The following is a 16,846-nucleotide window of genomic DNA, read 5'->3' as shown; positions in this document are numbered from 1 at the left end:
GGTGATGGGTTTCGCTTCGCTCTACCCATCCTACACCCCGCAGACACACCTCCGCATCCTCGCGGCTTGTTTCGCCCGAGTTCTGCTTTGTCACTTCACCCTCATTTGTCACTTCACCCTCATCGATGAAAGAGGGCGCAGGGAAGGCCGGGAGCCGGCTGGCTCCCATTGACCGCTATGCCAAGAGCAGGTTGCGCTACAATGCACAGCGGGAAACAGGGCAACCGGAGACATCCCGGCCTTCCCTGCGCGGATGGTTGGAACGGCTTATGTCGTGAGCTCCCCGGGGAGCGATGCACTATTGCCCCCGTCGCCCTGCGGATGGCTGATGCGCGTACCCGGTCGGGCCGCAACATCACCGCAAGGCTTGACGCACAGACCCCGGGCGTCAGGACCACACGATTTTGCCGTACGCAAGCTGCACCGGTCGTGCGCGCGACGCTTTTCGCTCACGGCTCTCCGCCCTGCGAAGCCTTCGCGCCAGTGAAACCTGCGTCCACCGCTGCCCGGCCCGCGTGTCGTGACGATCGCGATACGCCCCTCTTCCTTGGGCCGGAGTGAAAAATGTCTAACAAAAATCCGAATTCTAATAAATAGAATTATTTGATGCCGGTCGCTTGACCCCGGTCTTGAGTGTCTTGCCCGACGGGGTGCACAAGGGGTTGTGGCCGGGACACTTATTCCGGCGCGGTCGTCACCCGCGGAGTCTGCGCGAGGGCCTGTGCCGGCTTGACGGACGCCGGGTCGGCTCCGCTCCTGGTCCGATCGCGCCGCAGCGAGAGCGGGGCCGTCTTGAGCGCATAGATGATCGCGATCTGGGTCCGGTTCTGGAGACGGTACTTGCGCATGATGTTGCCGATATGCGCCCGCACCGTGTTCTCCGAGATCTTGAGCTCGTAGGCGATGTTCTTGTTCTGCATGCCTCGCGCGATCAACATCATCAGCTCACGTTCGCGCGGCGTCGGTGTAATCGAATCCTTCGGATCCGGGCTCATGACTGGCTCCTCCCTGGTCTTCTGGTTGACGTGGCAGCCCCCCGGCATCTTCTCACTCCGTCTTGAGCGCCTCGATCGGGCTCAGCCTGGATGCCTTGTGGGCGGGGTAGAAACCGAAGATCAGGCCGGTCGCGATCGAGAAGACGAGGGCAAGGCCGATCGCTTCGCCGTCGATCGAGGTGATCCATCCGGCCATACGGGCGACGGTCATCGAGAGTGTGATGCCGCCGGCAACCCCGATGGCGCCGCCGAGCAGGCAGAGGACGAGTGCCTCGCAGAGGAACTGGAGTCTGATGTCCCGCATCCGGCCGCCAAGCGCGCGGCGGATTCCGATCTCCCGCGTGCGCTCCGTAACCGACACGATCATGACATTCATGATGCTGATGCCGCCGACGAGCAGCGAGACCGAGGCGATGGCGACGAGCAGGAGCGCCACGGTGCGGATCGCGCCCTGCTGCGCTTCCATGGCGGCGGCCGGATCCTGGACCTTGAAGTCGTCCTCCTGGCCGGCGGGGATGCGGTGGCGCTGCCGCAGCAGGCTTTCGATCTCCGATCGCGCGCCCGCCATCTGACTGTCCGCGGCCACCTTGGCGATGATGTAGGCGACCGAATCCCGGTTGATGTTGCTCGCGCTGCCAAGGAAGCGCAGCTTGGCCGTGGTGAGGGGGACGAAAGCGACGTCGTCCTGCGCCGGGCCCTTGCGATCGAGCACGCCGACCACTTCGAGCGGCACCTTCATGATCCTGATCTGCGCGCCGATCGGATCGTCGCCGGGCGCGAACAGCTCGCGCGCGACGGTGCTGCCGAGGATCACGACCTTGCCGGCACCGGTCTCTTCGGTGCCGGAGAAATAGCGCCCGGCCGCGAGCTGCCAGTCGCGCACCATGAAGTGACCGGTCGTCGTGCCGTTGATGGTCGTATTCCAGTTCTTGCTCTCGTGGATGACCTGCGCCGTTCCGGCGATCGAGCCGGCCGCGGCCTGGATCTCCGGAATCTGCTCGATGATGGCCTGCACGTCGCTCTCGGTCATCGTCAGCTTGCTGCCGTCCTTGAGCCGCACGCCGCCCTGATAGACCGCGCCCGGCGTGATCATCAGCACGTTGGCGCCGATCGAGCGGATCTGCTCCTGGAGGCGAAGCTGCGCGCCGGACCCGATCGCAAACACCGTCACGATCGAGGCAACGCCGATCACGATGCCGAGCATGGTGAGGAAGCTGCGCAATGGATTGAGGCGCAAGGCGTGCAGGGCGATCTGAAAGCCCTGGAGCATCGTCATGACGCAGCGCTCCGTTTCGGCAGCAGGGGAACCAGCGTCTCGTCGCTGACGAGCTCGCCGTCGTGCAGGCGGATCGTGCGCCGGCACCGCGTCGCGATGCCGGGGTCGTGCGTGATCATCACGATGGTCTGGCCGGTCCGGTTGAGCGCGGCGAACAGCGCCAGGATCTCGGCGCCGGTGCGGCTGTCGAGCGCGCCGGTCGGCTCGTCGGCGAGCACGATCAGCGGAGAGGCGATCAGTGCACGCGCGATCGCGACGCGCTGCTGCTCGCCGCCCGAGAGCTGCCGCGGAAAGTGATGAGCCCGGTGCAGCATGCCGACGGCCTGAAGGCTCGCTTCGGCTCGCGCCAGGCGGTCCTTGCGACCGATGCCGCAATAGACCAGCGGCAGTGCGACGTTCTCGATCGCATTATGGCGTGCGAGCAGATTGTAGGACTGGAACACGAAGCCGATGCTGCGGGCGCGCAGGGACGACCGGCGATCTTCCGAGAGCCCGGCGACATTGGCTCCCTCGAGATGGACCTCGCCTTCGCTCGGCAGGTCGAGCAGCCCGATCATGTTCATCAGCGTCGACTTGCCGGAGCCCGACGGTCCCATCACGGCGACGATCTCGCCCTGTGCGATGTCGAAGCTGACGTTGCGCACCGCGGCCACTGCGACCCCGTCGGTGCGATAGGTCCTGGATACGGACCGGAGACTGATGAGGGGCAGGGGGGCGGTCATGATCCGAACCTGATTCCGAGAAACTCCATGCCTGCCGGCCGGATGGCCTGGCCGACGGCGACCTGGCTGCCTTCGACGAGGTCGCCGCTCTTGAGTGCGACCTGTTCGGTGCCGGAGGCGCCGACCGTCACCGCAATACGCCGGAGCGAGCCGCCGGCGGTGCGCACCCACACGCCGCTGTGCGCGGTGGTCGGGTCCGGACGTGCGCCGGACGGCTGGAAACGCAGCGCGGCGAGCGGCACCTTCAGCACGTCGTCCTGCCGCTCGATCACGATCTTCACCAGGGCAGTCATGCCGGGCAGCAGCGCGCCGTCGAGGTTGGAGGTCGACAGCACGACGGTGTAGGTGACGACGTGCTGCTGGTTCTGCGGCGCCTTGCGCACCTGCCGCACCACGGCCTCGAAGCGGCGGTCGGGGTAGGCATCCACCGTGAAATGGGCGCGCTGGCCGGAGGCGATGCGGCCGATATCGGCCTCGTCGACCTGGGCGTGAATCTCCATGTCTTCCAGCCGGTGGGCGACCACGAAGGTGGTGCGCGACTCCAGGCCGACCGCGAGCGTCTGGCCCTCGTTGACGAACCTGCCGACGACGACGCCGTCGATCGGCGAGCGGATCACGGTGCGGTCGAGATCGGCCTGGGCCGCGGCGAGAACGGCCGCCTTCTCCGGCACCGCCATTCGGGCCTGTTGCAGCTCGGCCTCGATCCGGCGGACGTCGGCCTGCGCGCCGTCCACGGAGTAGGAATTGAGCGACATCAGGACCTCGGCCTCGCGCTCCTGGGCCAGCCGTGCTGTGAACTCGGTCTGCGCGTCGTCGACCGTCGTCGTCGCCACCACGTTCTGCGACTGCAGCGCCAGCTTGCGCTGCAGGGTCCTCTGCGCCGAGGCCTTGACGGCTTGCGCGCTCTCGAGCTTGGCGGCGAGCACGTCCCGGCTGCCCCTGGCGTTCTGCAGATCGATCCTGGCGCGATCGAGCTTGGCGCGCGCGATGTCGACCAGGGAATTGGCGACCGCCAGGGAAGCCCTGGCTTCGTCGACCTTGGCCGCGAAGCTGCGCGGATCGATCAGGGCGAGCGGCTGGTCCTTGGCGACGGTGTCGTTGAAGTCGACATAGACCCGGGCGAGCTGCCCGGACAGCTGGGAACCGACCTCGATCGTCTTGACCGGCTGCAGCGCGCCGGTGACGGTGACGGTCTGCTCGATGCTGCCGCGCTGGATCGCGGCATAGCGGAACATCGGCGCATCCGACCCGAAGGCCGAAGCTTCGCGCCCGCCGGGCACGAGCAGCCGTTTCGTCGAGTCGTAGGCGTGAGCCGCCGTGTCTGCCGCGCTCCCGGCGGCGCCGGCGATGACGGCCGGCTCCGCGGCGAAGACCGCGGCAAGGCCGCATGCAGTTCCAAGCACGGCAATAATTGGCACAAATCGCATATCAAAAACTCGCCTGCTTGAAATGGCTTCGTTGGCGGCGCGGAGCGAGATCGCGCTATGGTTGTAAATTGTCAAAAGCAATATCGATCGTCAGTATGTCGTCGTTGCCGGGGCGACGGTCGGGTGCGCTGAGCGATCCAGAAGTAAAGTGCGGGGGTGCGACTTTTCGTGATTTGCGTGAAATGTATACCCGGCGTATGCCAAAGGTTGCGCGCGGTATCGAACTCGATAGGCTGACTGAACGTCCCGTATGATCTGGCCGATGCGGCCAGTCGCCGGCGTTCAAGTCGGCGTATGGGTGGCGACGCCATGACGCAGTCGGCGATACCGCGGCGACGACGTCGGATTGCTTCATTCGCGATAACGCGCCTCGCCGTGATGCCGCCGGTGGCGAGATCGAATCTCTGCAATCACGAAGCCCGATATGTGAACGCCTTCACTCGTCTTCACGGAGTGTTGGCCCTAAGACGTCGAACCGGTGGACCGACGCCATTCGTTCGATCCCCGCGAATTCAACCAAGCACCTTGTTCTCGCTTGCAAGAAGAATGGATGGCTCGCTGCTTGCTCATCGAGCCCCAAGCCGGGGAGTCCGTCTGCCATGAGCTCAGGTCAAGCCACCGTTTACGTCGTTGACGACGAGGTTCAGATTCGAACTGCGATTGGAAGTCTCTGCGAGGAGACCGGACACCAGGTGAGATTGTTTGCGTCGACCGACGAATTTCTCGCGGAGAGACTTTCTGGCGGGCCTTCGTGCCTTGTGCTCGACGTTCGCTTTCCCGGGACCTCGCCGACCGGTCTCGAGCTGCAGCGCCGGCTAGCCGAGACGGGCGTGCCGATTCCGATCGTCTTCATCAGCGGCCACTCAGACGTCCGTGTCTCGGTCGAGGCGATGAAGCGCGGCGCGGTCGAGTTTCTGCCAAAACCCTTTCGCGAGCAGGAGATCCTCGATGCGATCAGGCATGGCATCGAGCGCGACCGCAGGCGGATGGAACGCGAATACGCCGTGCGTGAGGCCCGGCTGCGCATCGAGACGCTGACGGCGAGGGAGCGCGAGATCATGCTGCTGATGGCCGAGGGGCTTGTCGCCAAGCAGATCGCGGCGAGGCTTGGCGTGAGCGAAGTGACGGTGAAGGTCCATCGCGCCCGGATGATGCGAAAGCTCGAGCTGCGTTCGCCGATCGAGGTGGCGCGGCTGATCGACAGCATGGGACGCGAAGCGGAGACGGCGCGCACCGGTGCAGGACAGCCGCAAACCTGAGGCTGCGCGTGGCGACATTCAGCGCTTCGTCTAGTCCGTACCGATTAGCATGAACTGCAGTCTGTCGCGATCGCCGCGATCGGTTCAGAGTCATCCCACGATGTCGGTCGCATTCAGGACTAGCATCCGAAACCAGTCAGACAACTTGGCCAGAAAGGGATACTCCATGCGCAAATTGTTTTTTGCTTCCGTTGCCGTGCTCGCTCTGTCTTCCGCGGCCCAGGCCGCCAATACTTCGACCACAGTGCAGGTCGGCTTGGTGAACGGTTCGAGCGTCACGCAGAACGGCCTCACCAACGACAGTTCGTCGACGACCCAGATCGGCATCCTGAACGGTGCGTCCACCATGCAGGGCACCAGCTCGCCGTCGCTCAACAACGTCAGCACTGTGAACCAGGCCGGCGTGCAGAACTCGGCGACCACCGGCCAGGTGGCCTTCGGCAACAACGGCAGCGCGATCACCCAGAATTCGTTCGGGCCGCCCGCGCTCCAGAACAACTCCGCCAGCGTCGGCCAGCTCAGCTTCGGCATCAACACGAGCACCGTCTCGCAGACGGCGCACTGAACCATCTCGTCGGCCGGATGCGTCACGGCGCGTCCGGCCAATTCTCGCGGAGGAACATGACATGCGGATCACCTATCTCGTTGCGACGGCCATCGCGCTCAGTGCACTGACCACCGTCGATGCCCAGGCCGGCAACTCGGCCAGCGTGCTGCAGTTCGGCACGACCAACAGCTCCTTCATCTCGCAGACGGGCTCGACCAGCAACAACGCCACGACGTTGCAGTTCGGTGCGACCAATACGGCGACCACCTTGCAGACAGGCTCGCTCCTCACCGTCAACACCGCGGTGACCGGGCAGGGCGGCACCACGGCGACGGCCTCCAACACGGCGCTGACCGGTCAGGTCGGCGGCTCCAATTCGAGCCTGATCGGCCAGATCGGCGCGAACAATACGGCCGGCGTCGGGCAGCTCGGCATCCTGAACGGCTCGACGATTCTCCAGCAGACTCCGTGAGCAATTCTGAAGTGGTGAGGCACGTCATGAAACGTCTCTCGAAACGCCTCTCGAAACGCCTCTTGGCAAGCAGCTGCGCCGCAATGTTCGCCTTGTGCTGCGCCGGCGCCGGATCAGCCGGCGCCCAGACCGCCGACATCAAGACCATCGTGTCGGTCGGCGGACCGCCGGTCGTGCTGAACCAGAACAGTCAGCTCAACATGGCGGGCGTGTTCATGGTCGGCGGCAGCACCAGCGCGACCGTTGTCCAGAACGGCACCAACAATGCCACGGGCGTCCTCCAATTCGGCGGGACGAATTCGGCGTCGGTCGGGCAGGCCGGGATGAACAATTTCGCCTTCGTCGGCCAGACCGGCCAGTCGGCGACCAGTCTCGTGTCGCAGCTCGGCGCCATGAACACGGGCACGGTGGCGCAGTTCAGCACGGTCAATACGTCGACGATCGTCCAGACCGGTCCGTAAAGACGCGCGAACTCATCGGCGTCGGGAACCAGCGGGGAAGCGCGATGCGGAGCGGCAGAGAGGTCTCGAAGCGGGTTCTGGCCGTGGCGGCGTTGCTTGCCGCCATCGGCGCGGCGACGCAGGCGTCGGCCGGATCCATCCAGCGCAGCGTGACGAACCCGAACGTGAGCATCGAGACGATCGTGCAATTCGGCAACGACGTTCAGCCTGTCACGATCGAGGAGAACAGCCGCGTCAATATCGCGCGGGTGATCCAGATCGGCGGATCGGGAACGGTGGATGCGACCATCATCCAGAACGGCACGCGCAACTATGCCAACGTGATCCAGATGGGCGGCACCACCAACGCGGCGGTCGGTCAGTCCGGCCTCAGCAACACCGCCGACATCACCCAGATCGGCAATTCCACCAATGCGCTCCTGCTTCAGATCGGCGACATGAACTCGGGAGCGGTGAGGCAGTTCGGACGTTTCAACTGGCTGGCGATCTTCCAGTTCGGCCGATGATGGAGGGATGACATGAGGTTGCTTCTGCTCGCATCCGGAATAGGATTCATGAGCGTGGTTGCGATGGCGCCGGCCGGGGCCGGCGACGGTCACACCACGGTGGTCCAGGACGAAAACGGGACGGCAGCGATCACGCAAAGCGGCGATCCCGCGCAGGCCGAGGTCAGGATCGAGAAAGAGCCTGGGCGCACCACGGTGTACCGGCGCAGCGGCGGAAACACCGCGATCGTGACGCAGGGCACCGGAAATGCGCAGGACATGCTCGATTGGCTGCGCAAGCACCAGCAAGACCACTGACACGTCCTGCTGACGCAGAGAGGCCCATCGTCCCTGAAAGGACGACGGGCCACCCGCGTTGGCCGGAAGGGACGTCGCTGAAACAGGCCGGGACTTCCGGGCGTTCTGCCGCACCTTGTTCCCCGTTAATCCCGTGTCTTAACCAACAATTAATTATACGTTTGCGGGTGGGCGACAGCCCGGCCTAGCGTGTGGTGGGGAGCCGCCGAAGCCAAACGAGTTGGTGCGTATCATGATGTCCAGATCATATGGGGCGCTACTCGCCTCGCTCAGCGCAGCCGCGCTGCTCCTTTCTTCCAGCGACAGTTTTTCAAGACCCGGCGGCGTTGCTGCGCATGGGCTGGCTGCGGCGCCGCCGACTGCGGCAATGCGTCCGCCGATCGCGCCGGGTGCCCGGTTCCGCGGCCGCAACACGCCGTGGGTCTATTGGCCGGGTGGCGGGGGGTTCTTCTACGACGGCGCGGGCTACGGCCAGCCCTTCGCCGACGCCGGGCAGCCGCTCTCCAACGACGTGCGCTACACCTATACCTATGACGTTCCCTGGGACTGGACGCATCGCTTCCCGCCGAACGTGGTGCCGTCCGACCGGCCCTACGTGCCGAGCTGCCCGACGGAGCAGGTGACGGTGCCCGGCCGCGGCGGCGGCGAGCACACCGTCAACATCATGCGCTGCTACTAGCCCAGCTCAAAGCTGGTCACGCCGAAGACGCGGTCGATCCGCAGCGGCGCGATCGGCCCGGTGTACATCCGCGCCGTCTCGAACACCGGCTTGAGGCCGAGCTGTTCCGCGAGCGCGATGGCCTCGCGATTGACGGCGGGGACATCGAGGAAGACTTCGCCGCCGCCCGCACTTGCAAGCAGGGCCTGCACGACCTTCTCCGCGGCGGCGCGATCATCGGCGACGAGCGGGCCGATCTTGTGGCCGCTCCGGCACCGGCGGATCACGCCCCATGCGGCAAGCTTGCCATCACGCAGCAGCGCGCGGCCGACATGTCCTGATGTGTTGATCCAGGCGCGCAGGAAGGCGCTGCGCGGCGCTGGGAACACCGTGGCGTCGTCGGCTTCGACGAGCCCGAACGGGATCGTGTCGAGTGCGACGAGGTCAGTGGGCGGCCCCGGCGGCGCGGCGACGATGCCGCCATAGCGGATATTGGCGTAGGCAAGCTGGAAACCGGACTTTCTGTAGTTGTCCTGCTGCGCCACGACGCCGTCGAGGCCGATCACGCGAGGGCGCGCATGCGCGATCGCCGCGTTCCAGATGCGCAGGCCGTGGCCGGAACCGCGAAAACTTTCACGCACGATGTAGAAGCCGAGAAAGGCGAAGCGGTCGTCGTAATTGACACAGGAGACGGTCGCGACCGGCTCGCCGTCGATCTCGCCGACGAAGAAGGCTTGCGCGTCGGGGATGGCGAAGCAGGCGGCGTCGGCGAGGCCCGGATTCCAGCCCTCGGCCGCGGCCCAGTCGACGGCGATCGAGATCTCCTCGGGCCGCAAATTGCGGATCTGCAAATCGCTCATGACGGATGCCTTCGACGGTGGACCTGCCGGCAAGTCTGGCGGTAGAAGGCCTCATGATAGGCCGGGCTCGCGGCTCGCCTCAAGACAGGGATGATCAGTCATGGCAGCAGAGAAAGTCGCACTCGTCACCGCCGGCGGCAGCGGCATGGGGGCAGGGGCTGCGCGGCGGCTTGCGGCCGACGGCTTTCGCGTCGCGATCCTGTCGTCCTCCGGCAAGGGCGAGGCGCTGGCGGCCGAGCTCGGCGGGCTTGGCGTCACCGGCTCCAACAAGTCGAATGAAGATCTGAAGCGCCTCGTCGACGGCGCGATGGCGAAGTGGGGGCGTATCGACGTGCTCGTCAACAGTGCGGGCCACGGACCGCGCGCGCCGATCACGGAGATTACCGACGAGCAGTGGCACACCGGCCTCGATACATATCTGCTCAACGTGATCCGGCCGACCCGGTTGGTGACGCCGGTGATGCAGGCACAGAAGGCTGGCGCCATCATCAATATCTCGACCGCCTGGGCATTCGAGCCGAGCGCGATGTTTCCGACATCGGCGGTGTTCCGCGCAGGCCTTGCCGCCTTCACCAAGATCTTCACCGACACCCATGCCGCCGACAACATCCGCATGAACAACGTTCTGCCGGGCTGGATCGACAGCCTGCCGCAGTTAGATGCGCGCCGCGACAGCGTGCCGATGAAGCGCTACGGCAAGGTCGAGGAGATCGCGGCGACGATCGCGTTCCTGGCGTCCGACGGCGCAGCCTACATCACCGGCCAGAACATCCGTGTGGACGGTGGGCTGACGCGCTCGGTCTGACGCCGACAGATTCGAATCGCGCTCGCGCCGCCTTGTCGTGATGCGACACCGGCGCGCGTAGCGCGCCACGGATGAAGGGCGAGGCGTGGCTCTTGGGTCACACTCCTCGTCCGTTCGCACGACGTGGGGCGCACACTACGTCATAGTCCCTATGAACTTCGCCGCAGCCCAAGACGGCATGGGGCCGGCGGCCTATGCCCGATCTGCGCCGGATGCCTTCCGCCCGCGCGCATTCGAAACGCGAGCTGATCGCGTGGGCAAGGAGACTAGAATGAAGAAGTTTTTGCTGGCGGTCGCTTCGGTTGTTTTGGGCACCGCATCGGTGCAGGCGGCCGACCTCGCGGCGCATTACACCAAGGCGCCGATGATGGCGCCGGCCTACAACTGGACCGGATTTTACGTCGGCGGCAATGTCGGCGGGCAGTGGGGCAGCTCCGATCCCAGCACCTCGACCGTGTTTTCTCCGACGGGCTATTTCGCCGCCAGCAGCGTTCCCGCCATCAACACGGTCGGCGCCCAGGGCATCAACAGCTCCAGCGTGACCGGCGGCTTCACCGCCGGCTACAACTGGCAGGTCAACCATGCCGTGCTCGGCCTCGAAGGCGACATCAACTATTTCGGCTTCAAGGGCAGTGCGACCGGTTCGGCGCTTTATCCCTGCTGCGCGCCGACCGGCTTTACGGTGTCGTCGTCGGTCTCGGCCGACTGGCTCGCGACCATCCGCGGCCGTATCGGCTTCCTGGCCGCTCCGACCTGGCTGCTCTACGCCACGGGCGGCGCCGCGATCGCGGAGGTCAAGGGCAATTTTAACTTCACCGACACGTTTGCGGGAGCAACCGAGTCGAGCGCGATCCGCGACACGCGTCTCGGCTGGACCGCGGGCGTGGGCACCGAATATGCGTTCGGCGGCGGCTGGTCGCTCAAGGCCGAATATCTCTATGTCGATCTCGGACGCGCCAGCGCGACCAGCACGAACCTTGCTGCCTTCGTGCCGGCCATCGCATTTCCGAGCAACGTCTACACTCACTCGGTCGATCTCAAGTCGAACATCGTCCGCGTCGGCGTGAACTACAAGTTCGGCGGACCTGTCGTCGCCAGATACTGAGCTTCATCCCGTTCCGAATCTGGCGTGGAAAGCCCCGGCTCAGCCGGGGCTTTCTGTTTCGAGGGCCGGCTTCAGTGCGAGGCCACGAGCTTCGCCAGCGCGGGCAGGATCCTGTAGCGCGCGATCTCGTGCGGATATTCGCCGCGATTGGCCAGCAGCACGATGCCGATCCGCCGCGCCGGCACGAGGCCGAGATAGCCGGAGGCGTTGTTGAGGCCGCCTGGCTTGTCGACGACGGTGGCCTCGGGAAGATGCACCGTCTCCCACGCCATGCCTTGCCCGAATTTCTCGTCGACGCGGAAGGTCTCGTGCTGCGTCATCCTCAGCGCCTCGCGCAAATGCGGGTCGACCGAGTGGCCATCGACGCAGGCCGCAACGAAGGTCGAAAGATCCCGCGGCGAAGAGAATATCTGGCCGGTGCCGGGGAAATCGAAATAGCTCTGCTGGTTGCCGGGCGGGCCGATGGCCATGCCCTGATCCGAATAGCCCTGGACGACCCGCTGCATCCACGCTGCATCCATGACGGCACGGTTGTCCTCGCCGCGTTCGGGCACCGAGGTCGCGGTCATACCGAGCGGCCTGAAGATGCGCTGTTCGAGCTGGGTTGCGATCGGCGTGCCGTAACAGCGTTCGAGCACGAGCTGGAGCAGCACATAGCCGGCATGGCTGTAGATGCGCTGCTTGCCGGGCGCCTCGCCAGCCTGCGGTCTCCAGGCGTTGAGCATCTCGATGAACTGCGCGCGCGAGAACTCCTCGTTCGGCCAGGGCGGGTGGTCGGTCGGCAGCAGCAGTCCCGACGTGTGCGTGACGAGCTCGCCGACGGTGACGCGGCGGATAGAGTCGCCCGTGAGCTCGGGCAGGTATTTCGGCAGGCGGTCGTCGAGCCGCAGCTCGCCCCGGAGCGTGCCGAGCGCGACCAGCGTCGCCTCGAACGGCTTGCGCAGCGAGCCGAGGTTGAACAACGTGTCCGACGTGACCGGCCGTCGTGTGGTGTCGTCGGCAAAGCCGTAGTTGAAGAACTCGACATGACGGCCGGCATAGAGCGCGGCGGCGAGGCCGCCCGGTTGGTCCGGCGTCGCGGTCGGCGCCAGCTCATTGGCGACGATGTCGCGCATCTGCGCGATCATGTCGGAATCCGCAGCCGCCTCGCGCGGCCTGATGAGGCCGATTGCGAGCGGAAGCAGGGCCGCCCTGGCGAAGCCGCGCCGGCTGATCGAAAGAGATCGTAAGGTGACAAGAGAGGACACGCGCTTGATGAACAGATTGCCGACGCCCCCGGCGTCAGTCGTACCTGCAAACCGCGTCCCGCCTCAATTCACAATCGCGCGTTGGAAGTTCCGTAGCGAACCTTCTAGCCGCCTATCCAGCGCACGGCCGCGTCGACGACGGATTTTACTTAGCTTGTCGGCTAACAAATGTTGACGCGGGTTCGCGACGGGTCTATAGTTAGCTTCATGGCTAACCAATTATCTCGACTGGACCAGATTTTTTCCGCGCTCGCCGACCCGACACGGCGGGCGATCGTGATGCGGCTCTGCGTGGGCGAGGCATCCGTCGGCGAGCTCGCCGATCCCTTCGACATGGCGCTGCCGAGCTTCATGAAGCACGTCCATGTGCTGGAGACGAGCGGGCTCGTCCTGTCGGAGAAATCCGGCCGCGTGCGCACCTGCCGCCTCAGCCCGGACGCGCTCGTCGGCGCGGAGGACTGGTTCCAGCAGCAGCGCGCGATCTGGGAGGCGCGCCTCGACCGGTTCGAGGCTTACGTGATGAAGCTCAAGAAAGAGAAGGAGAGGGCGGCCGCCAAGCGGCCGTCCCGAACAACCAAACGGAAAGGTTCTGAGTGATGACGAATTCTGCCAATCCCGCTTTGTCGCAATGGTCGCTCGACCGCGAGATCGTGATGTCGCGCGTGATCGACGCGCCGCGCGATCTGGTGTTCGAGGCGTGGTCCGACCCAAAACATCTGCCGCAATGGTTCGGGCCGAAGGGGTTCAAGATCGAGACCTTCGAGATCGACGTGCGGGTTGGCGGCGTCTGGCGCTTCAACATGATCGGCCCCGACGGCACCGTCTATCCGAACCGCATGCGCTTTCGGCGCATTGAGCGGCCGAAGCTGATGGAGATGGACCATGGCGTCGACCAGGACGACGATCCCGGCATGTTTCGCTTCACCATCACCTTCGCCGAGCAGGGCAACGGCAAGACCGTGCTGATGATGCGGCAACTGGCCTCGAGCACGGAGCAGCGTGATGGCATGATCAGTTTCGGCGCCGTCGAATACGGCTACCAGACGCTGGACAAGCTCGCGGCTTATGTGGGCGCGTTGAAGAGGTAGCTGCACCGTCAGTCGTCATGCCCGGGCTTGTTCCGCCTGCGCGGCCGAAGCCGCTCCGGCGAGGCGAAGGCCCGGGCATCCACGTTCTACGTGCCGCGCGGTTGGCCGGGACAAGCCCGGCCATGACGAGAGTCGGTCGATGGCGCCCCTCACTCGTCCACCTCGGCTGTCACTCCCCCTTCAGCCCGGCCTCGCGGATCAATCCGGTCCACCTCTGGGTCTCGCTGTCGATGAACTGGCCGAATTCGGCGGCGGTGCCGGTGCGCACTTCCAGGCCCTGGGCGGTGAGCTTGTCCTTCACGGCGGGGTCGGCGAGCACGCGCGAGACTTCGGTCTGTAGCTTGTCGACGATCGGCTGCGGCGTTGCGGCCGGCGCCATGAAGCCGAACCAGCCGGCGGCGATCACGTTGGGAAAGCCTTGCTCGCGCAGCGTCGGAGCCTGCGGATAGAGCGGGCTGCGCTCGCTGGAGGCGACGCCGAGCACGGCGAACTTGCCGCTCTGGATGTAGGGCAGCGCCGTCGGGAGTGCGGTCAGCGTGGCATCGACGCGGCCGGCGAGCAGCTCGGTGTAGGACGCCGCGTCACCGCGGAACGGGATGTTGAGACCCTTGACGCCGGCATCCCTGAACAGGAGCTCGCCGGCAAGATGCGGCTGCGAGCCGGCGCCGGGTGAGGCGAAGGTCAGTCCGTCCGGCTTCGATTTGCCGTAGGCGATCAGGTCCGGCAGCGTCTTGAACGGCGCGTCCGCGCTGATGATCAGGAACAGCGGCGCGATCACCGCCATCGCGACCGGCCGAAGATCCTTGCGATCATAGGTCAGCTTGCCGAACAGCGCCTCGGCGGTGGCATAGGGGGCCGCGACATAGAGAATGGTGTAGCCGTCGCCCGGCGCATGCGCGACGAGATCGTTCGCAATGCGCGTGCCGGCGCCCGGCTTGTTCTCGACGATGAATTGCTGGTGCAGGCTGCGGCCGAACTCTTCGGCGAGCAGACGCAGCGAGATGTCGTTGGAGCCGCCGGGCCCGTAGGGCGAGATCAGCCGCACCATGTGCGACGGCCAAAGGTCCTCAGCGCGCACGGAGACTGGAAGCCCGGACAGGGCAAGGGCGAGGGTGCCCAGCAATGTTCGGCGTGTGACGGTCATGTTGGCCTCCCGGTGGTGGAGCGCCAGTTGTCTTGTTCATTTCCTGGCCCTCTTCTTGTTTTGCTTTTGTGTCTCGGCCGCCGGCCCTGCCGCGCCGACGATGGCGCGGATGCTGTCGGCGAGGGCAGCGATGCGCGGGCCGATCTCGGCCTCCAATTGGCCGGGCTGGAGCCGGAACGCGGGAATGCCGCAATTGATGGAGAACGACCGCCTCGTCTCATCTGCATGAAACAGCGGCGCGGCGACGGCGTGGATCGAGGCCATGTACTCGCCCCAGCAGGTGCAAAATCCGCGGCTGGCGCATTGTGCAAGGCCGGCGCGATATCTGTCGCGAAAGGCCGACCACAGCTCGGCATCCTCGCTTGCGATCTGCTGTTCGAGCAGCGCTGCATCGGCCGGCGGCAAGGTCGCGGCCGCGGCGCGGCCCATTGCCGTCATCACCACGGGAATGGGCATGCCGATGTCGGGGACGTGCGGGCCGACATCGCCGGAGCGCGCGGTCTCGACATAGATCATCGACGTGCCATCCAGCAGGCCGATCGAGACCGTGCCGCGCACGCTCTGCGCCAGCTCCATCATCATCGGGCGCGCGACCTGGCGGAACTGCATGTCGGCAAGCAGCGGATGCGCCATCCGCAGGGCGCGTGCCCCGACGCGGTATTTCGCACGTTCGGCGTCGTAGCGGAGGTAGCCGAGCTCGGCGAGCGTATGCGTCAGCCGTGCCACCGTCGGCCGCGGAATCCCCGTCAGCGTCGACAGCTCCATGTTGCCGAGCTGCGTCGTTCCGGCCTTGAACGCCTCGAGCACCACGAGGCCCTTTGCCAGCGTCGTCGCGAACGCGGCGTCATCCGCGCTCGAAGCCAGCACTGCGGCCGCGGATGAGGAGGCGGGAGGCGGTTTGGACGCGGTTCGAGCCATGGGAGTTCTAATGGACCCGCTCCGCTGGCTTGTCCAATAAATTCGATAATTGTGCCTCATCCGTCCGATATGTGGACACGCTCTCCGTCGCTACCGCGGGCAAAAAAGACGCGCGCGAGCCGAGCCGCACACAGATTTTTGTCGTGATTCCATGGCGTCCTGTGACAGGATTATTACGAATAGATGTCACATCGATTACAGCGGAGCGATTCATGTTGCAGTGGCAGGCGCGGTCAAATCCCCTCGCGTGGTGGTGGGGGTCGCTCACGCTCGTCAGCAGCGCCAACATCCTCGTCTGGTTCATGCTGTATCGCGAGTTCTACCCGACGGTTGCGGGCAGCGTCGGCGGCGGCTCCGACATCGGGCTGATGTTCCTGCTCTGCGCGGGGTATGTGTTCGGCTGCGCCTTCCGCTCGTTCCTGCCGCGCGCCGACGTGCAGCGCATCTGCCTGTTCGACACCTGGCTCTCGAGCGTCTTTGTCGGCCGCTCGGTCGCGACGGTGGCCGAAGTCTGCTTCGCCGCGCAATGGGCGGTGATCCTGCATCAGCTCGGCACCATGACGGGTGCCGAGACGGCCGTGAACATCGCGTGGGTGATCGTGCCCGTGATCATCATCGCGGAGTGTTTCTCGTGGTACGCGGTCGTGACCACCAACTATCTCTTCAACGCGATCGAGAATTCGCTGTGGGCGGTGACCTTCTTCCTCGCCGGCATCGCGCTGTGCCGCCTGATGCCGGAATTCCAGGGCGTGGTGCGCTGGGCTCTGATCGCCGGCATCGTCGGCATCGCCTGCTTCCTCGCCTTCCTCGTTACCGTCGACGTGCCGATGTATCTCAGCCGCTGGCGGGCAGGGCATGCCGAGGGCGGCAGGTTCCTGGGCTTCCTCGAAGGCCTGCATGACGTCTCGACGCGCTGGGTGGTGACCCACGACATCGCGCACTGGAAGGGCGAGCTGACCTGGATGTTCCTGTATTTCAGCGCCGCGGTGTGGTCGAGCCTGGCGCTCTGCGCGCTCTACGCGATGGAAGGCTATCTGACGCGCTATCTCGCCTGAGGGT

The 16,846-nt window shown here is 65.5% G+C and carries 20 protein-coding genes; 12 read left to right on the top strand and 8 right to left on the bottom strand.

Annotated elements, in window-relative coordinates; translation table 11 throughout:
• Positions 1–677: 677 nt before the first annotated feature.
• From BJA_RS26765 to BJA_RS26750, 4 genes are read right to left on the bottom strand one after another with little or no spacing between them, the layout of a single operon-like run.
• Positions 678–995 carry a response regulator transcription factor gene (locus BJA_RS26765; protein ID WP_038967096.1) on the bottom strand — a complete coding sequence of 106 codons (318 nt, stop codon included), beginning with the start codon at positions 993–995 and terminating at the stop codon, positions 678–680.
• 52 nt (positions 996–1,047) lie between these two features.
• Entirely contained in the window at positions 1,048–2,271 is a 1,224-nt protein-coding gene (locus BJA_RS26760; protein WP_011088060.1) for an ABC transporter permease, read from the bottom strand.
• Positions 2,268–2,993, bottom strand: a complete 726-nt coding sequence (locus BJA_RS26755) for an ABC transporter ATP-binding protein (protein WP_011088059.1) — start codon at positions 2,991–2,993, stop codon at positions 2,268–2,270. The genes BJA_RS26760 and BJA_RS26755 overlap by 4 nt, the downstream gene beginning before the upstream one ends.
• Positions 2,990–4,420, bottom strand: coding sequence for an efflux RND transporter periplasmic adaptor subunit (locus BJA_RS26750; RefSeq protein WP_011088058.1), 1,431 nt, complete (start codon positions 4,418–4,420; stop codon positions 2,990–2,992). The genes BJA_RS26755 and BJA_RS26750 overlap by 4 nt, the downstream gene beginning before the upstream one ends.
• Positions 4,421–5,019: 599 nt before the next feature.
• On the opposite strand from BJA_RS26750, the gene BJA_RS26745 reads away from it, so the two are divergent.
• The 7 genes from BJA_RS26745 (at position 5,020) to BJA_RS26715 (ending at position 8,641) form a co-directional block, all read left to right on the top strand.
• On the top strand, positions 5,020–5,679 hold the full coding sequence (locus BJA_RS26745; RefSeq protein WP_011088057.1) for a response regulator transcription factor: 660 nt from the start codon (positions 5,020–5,022) through the stop codon (positions 5,677–5,679).
• Positions 5,680–5,845: 166 nt separating this feature from the next.
• A complete protein-coding gene (locus tag BJA_RS26740; protein WP_038967086.1) occupies positions 5,846–6,244 on the top strand; it encodes a hypothetical protein in 399 nt (132 codons plus the stop codon).
• 61 nt (positions 6,245–6,305) lie between these two features.
• Positions 6,306–6,698 (top strand): curlin, encoded by a 393-nt coding sequence (locus BJA_RS26735; RefSeq protein ID WP_011088055.1) that lies wholly within the window; start codon positions 6,306–6,308, stop codon positions 6,696–6,698.
• A 26-nt stretch (positions 6,699–6,724) separates the two neighbouring features.
• Entirely contained in the window at positions 6,725–7,159 is a 435-nt protein-coding gene (locus BJA_RS26730; RefSeq protein ID WP_051000353.1) for a curlin, read from the top strand.
• Positions 7,160–7,203: 44 nt separating this feature from the next.
• Positions 7,204–7,665: a minor curlin subunit gene (locus BJA_RS26725; protein ID WP_011088053.1), complete on the top strand. Its 462-nt coding sequence runs from the start codon at positions 7,204–7,206 to the stop codon at positions 7,663–7,665.
• Between the two features lie 12 nt (positions 7,666–7,677).
• A complete protein-coding gene (locus BJA_RS26720; RefSeq protein WP_038967087.1) occupies positions 7,678–7,962 on the top strand; it encodes a hypothetical protein in 285 nt (94 codons plus the stop codon).
• Positions 7,963–8,194: 232 nt separating this feature from the next.
• Positions 8,195–8,641: a hypothetical protein gene (locus tag BJA_RS26715; RefSeq protein WP_028171445.1), complete on the top strand. Its 447-nt coding sequence runs from the start codon at positions 8,195–8,197 to the stop codon at positions 8,639–8,641.
• Here BJA_RS26715 and BJA_RS26710 read toward each other — a convergent pair.
• A complete protein-coding gene (locus BJA_RS26710) occupies positions 8,638–9,480 on the bottom strand; it encodes a GNAT family N-acetyltransferase (protein WP_011088051.1) in 843 nt (280 codons plus the stop codon). The two genes, BJA_RS26715 and BJA_RS26710, sit on opposite strands and share 4 nt — an antisense overlap.
• Before the next feature lie 100 nt (positions 9,481–9,580).
• Between BJA_RS26710 and BJA_RS26705 the strand changes: the two genes are divergently transcribed.
• Both BJA_RS26705 and BJA_RS26700 read left to right on the top strand, forming a co-directional pair.
• Complete coding sequence (locus BJA_RS26705) at positions 9,581–10,285, top strand: SDR family oxidoreductase (protein WP_011088050.1); 705 nt, start codon at positions 9,581–9,583, stop codon at positions 10,283–10,285.
• A gap of 271 nt (positions 10,286–10,556) precedes the next feature.
• Entirely contained in the window at positions 10,557–11,390 is an 834-nt protein-coding gene (locus BJA_RS26700) for an outer membrane protein (RefSeq protein WP_011088049.1), read from the top strand.
• Positions 11,391–11,461: 71 nt separating this feature from the next.
• Here BJA_RS26700 and BJA_RS26695 read toward each other — a convergent pair whose 3' ends face one another.
• Complete coding sequence (locus BJA_RS26695; RefSeq protein ID WP_038967098.1) at positions 11,462–12,517, bottom strand: serine hydrolase; 1,056 nt, start codon at positions 12,515–12,517, stop codon at positions 11,462–11,464.
• 327 nt (positions 12,518–12,844) lie between these two features.
• On the opposite strand from BJA_RS26695, the gene BJA_RS26690 reads away from it, so the two are divergent.
• Both BJA_RS26690 and BJA_RS26685 read left to right on the top strand, forming a co-directional pair.
• Complete coding sequence (locus BJA_RS26690; RefSeq protein WP_038967099.1) at positions 12,845–13,234, top strand: ArsR/SmtB family transcription factor; 390 nt, start codon at positions 12,845–12,847, stop codon at positions 13,232–13,234.
• Positions 13,234–13,725: an SRPBCC family protein gene (locus tag BJA_RS26685; RefSeq protein ID WP_038967088.1), complete on the top strand. Its 492-nt coding sequence runs from the start codon at positions 13,234–13,236 to the stop codon at positions 13,723–13,725. The genes BJA_RS26690 and BJA_RS26685 overlap by 1 nt, the downstream gene beginning before the upstream one ends.
• A 169-nt stretch (positions 13,726–13,894) precedes the next feature.
• Here the strand turns inward: BJA_RS26685 and BJA_RS26680 are convergent, their stop codons facing one another.
• Both BJA_RS26680 and BJA_RS26675 read right to left on the bottom strand, forming a co-directional pair.
• The gene (locus tag BJA_RS26680) at positions 13,895–14,869 is read right to left on the bottom strand and encodes a Bug family tripartite tricarboxylate transporter substrate binding protein (RefSeq protein WP_011088045.1); all 975 of its coding nucleotides are present in this window, start codon (positions 14,867–14,869) and stop codon (positions 13,895–13,897) included.
• 36 nt (positions 14,870–14,905) lie between these two features.
• Positions 14,906–15,787 (bottom strand): IclR family transcriptional regulator, encoded by an 882-nt coding sequence (locus tag BJA_RS26675; RefSeq protein WP_038967089.1) that lies wholly within the window; start codon positions 15,785–15,787, stop codon positions 14,906–14,908.
• A gap of 212 nt (positions 15,788–15,999) precedes the next feature.
• On the opposite strand from BJA_RS26675, the gene BJA_RS26670 reads away from it, so the two are divergent.
• Entirely contained in the window at positions 16,000–16,842 is an 843-nt protein-coding gene (locus BJA_RS26670; protein ID WP_038967090.1) for a hypothetical protein, read from the top strand.
• The last annotated feature ends 4 nt before the right edge of the window (positions 16,843–16,846 follow it).

The sequence above is a fragment of the Bradyrhizobium diazoefficiens USDA 110 genome (assembly GCF_000011365.1).
GTDB lineage: Bacteria > Pseudomonadota > Alphaproteobacteria > Rhizobiales > Xanthobacteraceae > Bradyrhizobium > Bradyrhizobium diazoefficiens.
This window is presented reverse-complemented; position numbering and strand designations above follow the sequence as displayed.

What these genes read in the sequence shown, in the direction of transcription:
- BJA_RS26765 (WP_038967096.1), bottom strand. Translation starts at nt 995, where the DNA reads ATGAGCCCGGATCCGAAGGATTCGATTACACCGACGCCGCGCGAACGT.
- BJA_RS26760 (WP_011088060.1), bottom strand. Translation starts at nt 2,271, where the DNA reads ATGACGATGCTCCAGGGCTTTCAGATCGCCCTGCACGCCTTGCGCCTC.
- BJA_RS26755 (WP_011088059.1), bottom strand. Translation starts at nt 2,993, where the DNA reads ATGACCGCCCCCCTGCCCCTCATCAGTCTCCGGTCCGTATCCAGGACC.
- BJA_RS26750 (WP_011088058.1), bottom strand. Translation starts at nt 4,420, where the DNA reads ATGCGATTTGTGCCAATTATTGCCGTGCTTGGAACTGCATGCGGCCTT.
- BJA_RS26745 (WP_011088057.1), top strand. Translation starts at nt 5,020, where the DNA reads ATGAGCTCAGGTCAAGCCACCGTTTACGTCGTTGACGACGAGGTTCAG.
- BJA_RS26740 (WP_038967086.1), top strand. Translation starts at nt 5,846, where the DNA reads ATGCGCAAATTGTTTTTTGCTTCCGTTGCCGTGCTCGCTCTGTCTTCC.
- BJA_RS26735 (WP_011088055.1), top strand. Translation starts at nt 6,306, where the DNA reads ATGCGGATCACCTATCTCGTTGCGACGGCCATCGCGCTCAGTGCACTG.
- BJA_RS26730 (WP_051000353.1), top strand. Translation starts at nt 6,725, where the DNA reads ATGAAACGTCTCTCGAAACGCCTCTCGAAACGCCTCTTGGCAAGCAGC.
- BJA_RS26725 (WP_011088053.1), top strand. Translation starts at nt 7,204, where the DNA reads ATGCGGAGCGGCAGAGAGGTCTCGAAGCGGGTTCTGGCCGTGGCGGCG.
- BJA_RS26720 (WP_038967087.1), top strand. Translation starts at nt 7,678, where the DNA reads ATGAGGTTGCTTCTGCTCGCATCCGGAATAGGATTCATGAGCGTGGTT.
- BJA_RS26715 (WP_028171445.1), top strand. Translation starts at nt 8,195, where the DNA reads ATGATGTCCAGATCATATGGGGCGCTACTCGCCTCGCTCAGCGCAGCC.
- BJA_RS26710 (WP_011088051.1), bottom strand. Translation starts at nt 9,480, where the DNA reads ATGAGCGATTTGCAGATCCGCAATTTGCGGCCCGAGGAGATCTCGATC.
- BJA_RS26705 (WP_011088050.1), top strand. Translation starts at nt 9,581, where the DNA reads ATGGCAGCAGAGAAAGTCGCACTCGTCACCGCCGGCGGCAGCGGCATG.
- BJA_RS26700 (WP_011088049.1), top strand. Translation starts at nt 10,557, where the DNA reads ATGAAGAAGTTTTTGCTGGCGGTCGCTTCGGTTGTTTTGGGCACCGCA.
- BJA_RS26695 (WP_038967098.1), bottom strand. Translation starts at nt 12,517, where the DNA reads ATGATCGCGCAGATGCGCGACATCGTCGCCAATGAGCTGGCGCCGACC.
- BJA_RS26690 (WP_038967099.1), top strand. Translation starts at nt 12,845, where the DNA reads ATGGCTAACCAATTATCTCGACTGGACCAGATTTTTTCCGCGCTCGCC.
- BJA_RS26685 (WP_038967088.1), top strand. Translation starts at nt 13,234, where the DNA reads ATGACGAATTCTGCCAATCCCGCTTTGTCGCAATGGTCGCTCGACCGC.
- BJA_RS26680 (WP_011088045.1), bottom strand. Translation starts at nt 14,869, where the DNA reads ATGACCGTCACACGCCGAACATTGCTGGGCACCCTCGCCCTTGCCCTG.
- BJA_RS26675 (WP_038967089.1), bottom strand. Translation starts at nt 15,787, where the DNA reads ATGGCTCGAACCGCGTCCAAACCGCCTCCCGCCTCCTCATCCGCGGCC.
- BJA_RS26670 (WP_038967090.1), top strand. Translation starts at nt 16,000, where the DNA reads ATGTTGCAGTGGCAGGCGCGGTCAAATCCCCTCGCGTGGTGGTGGGGG.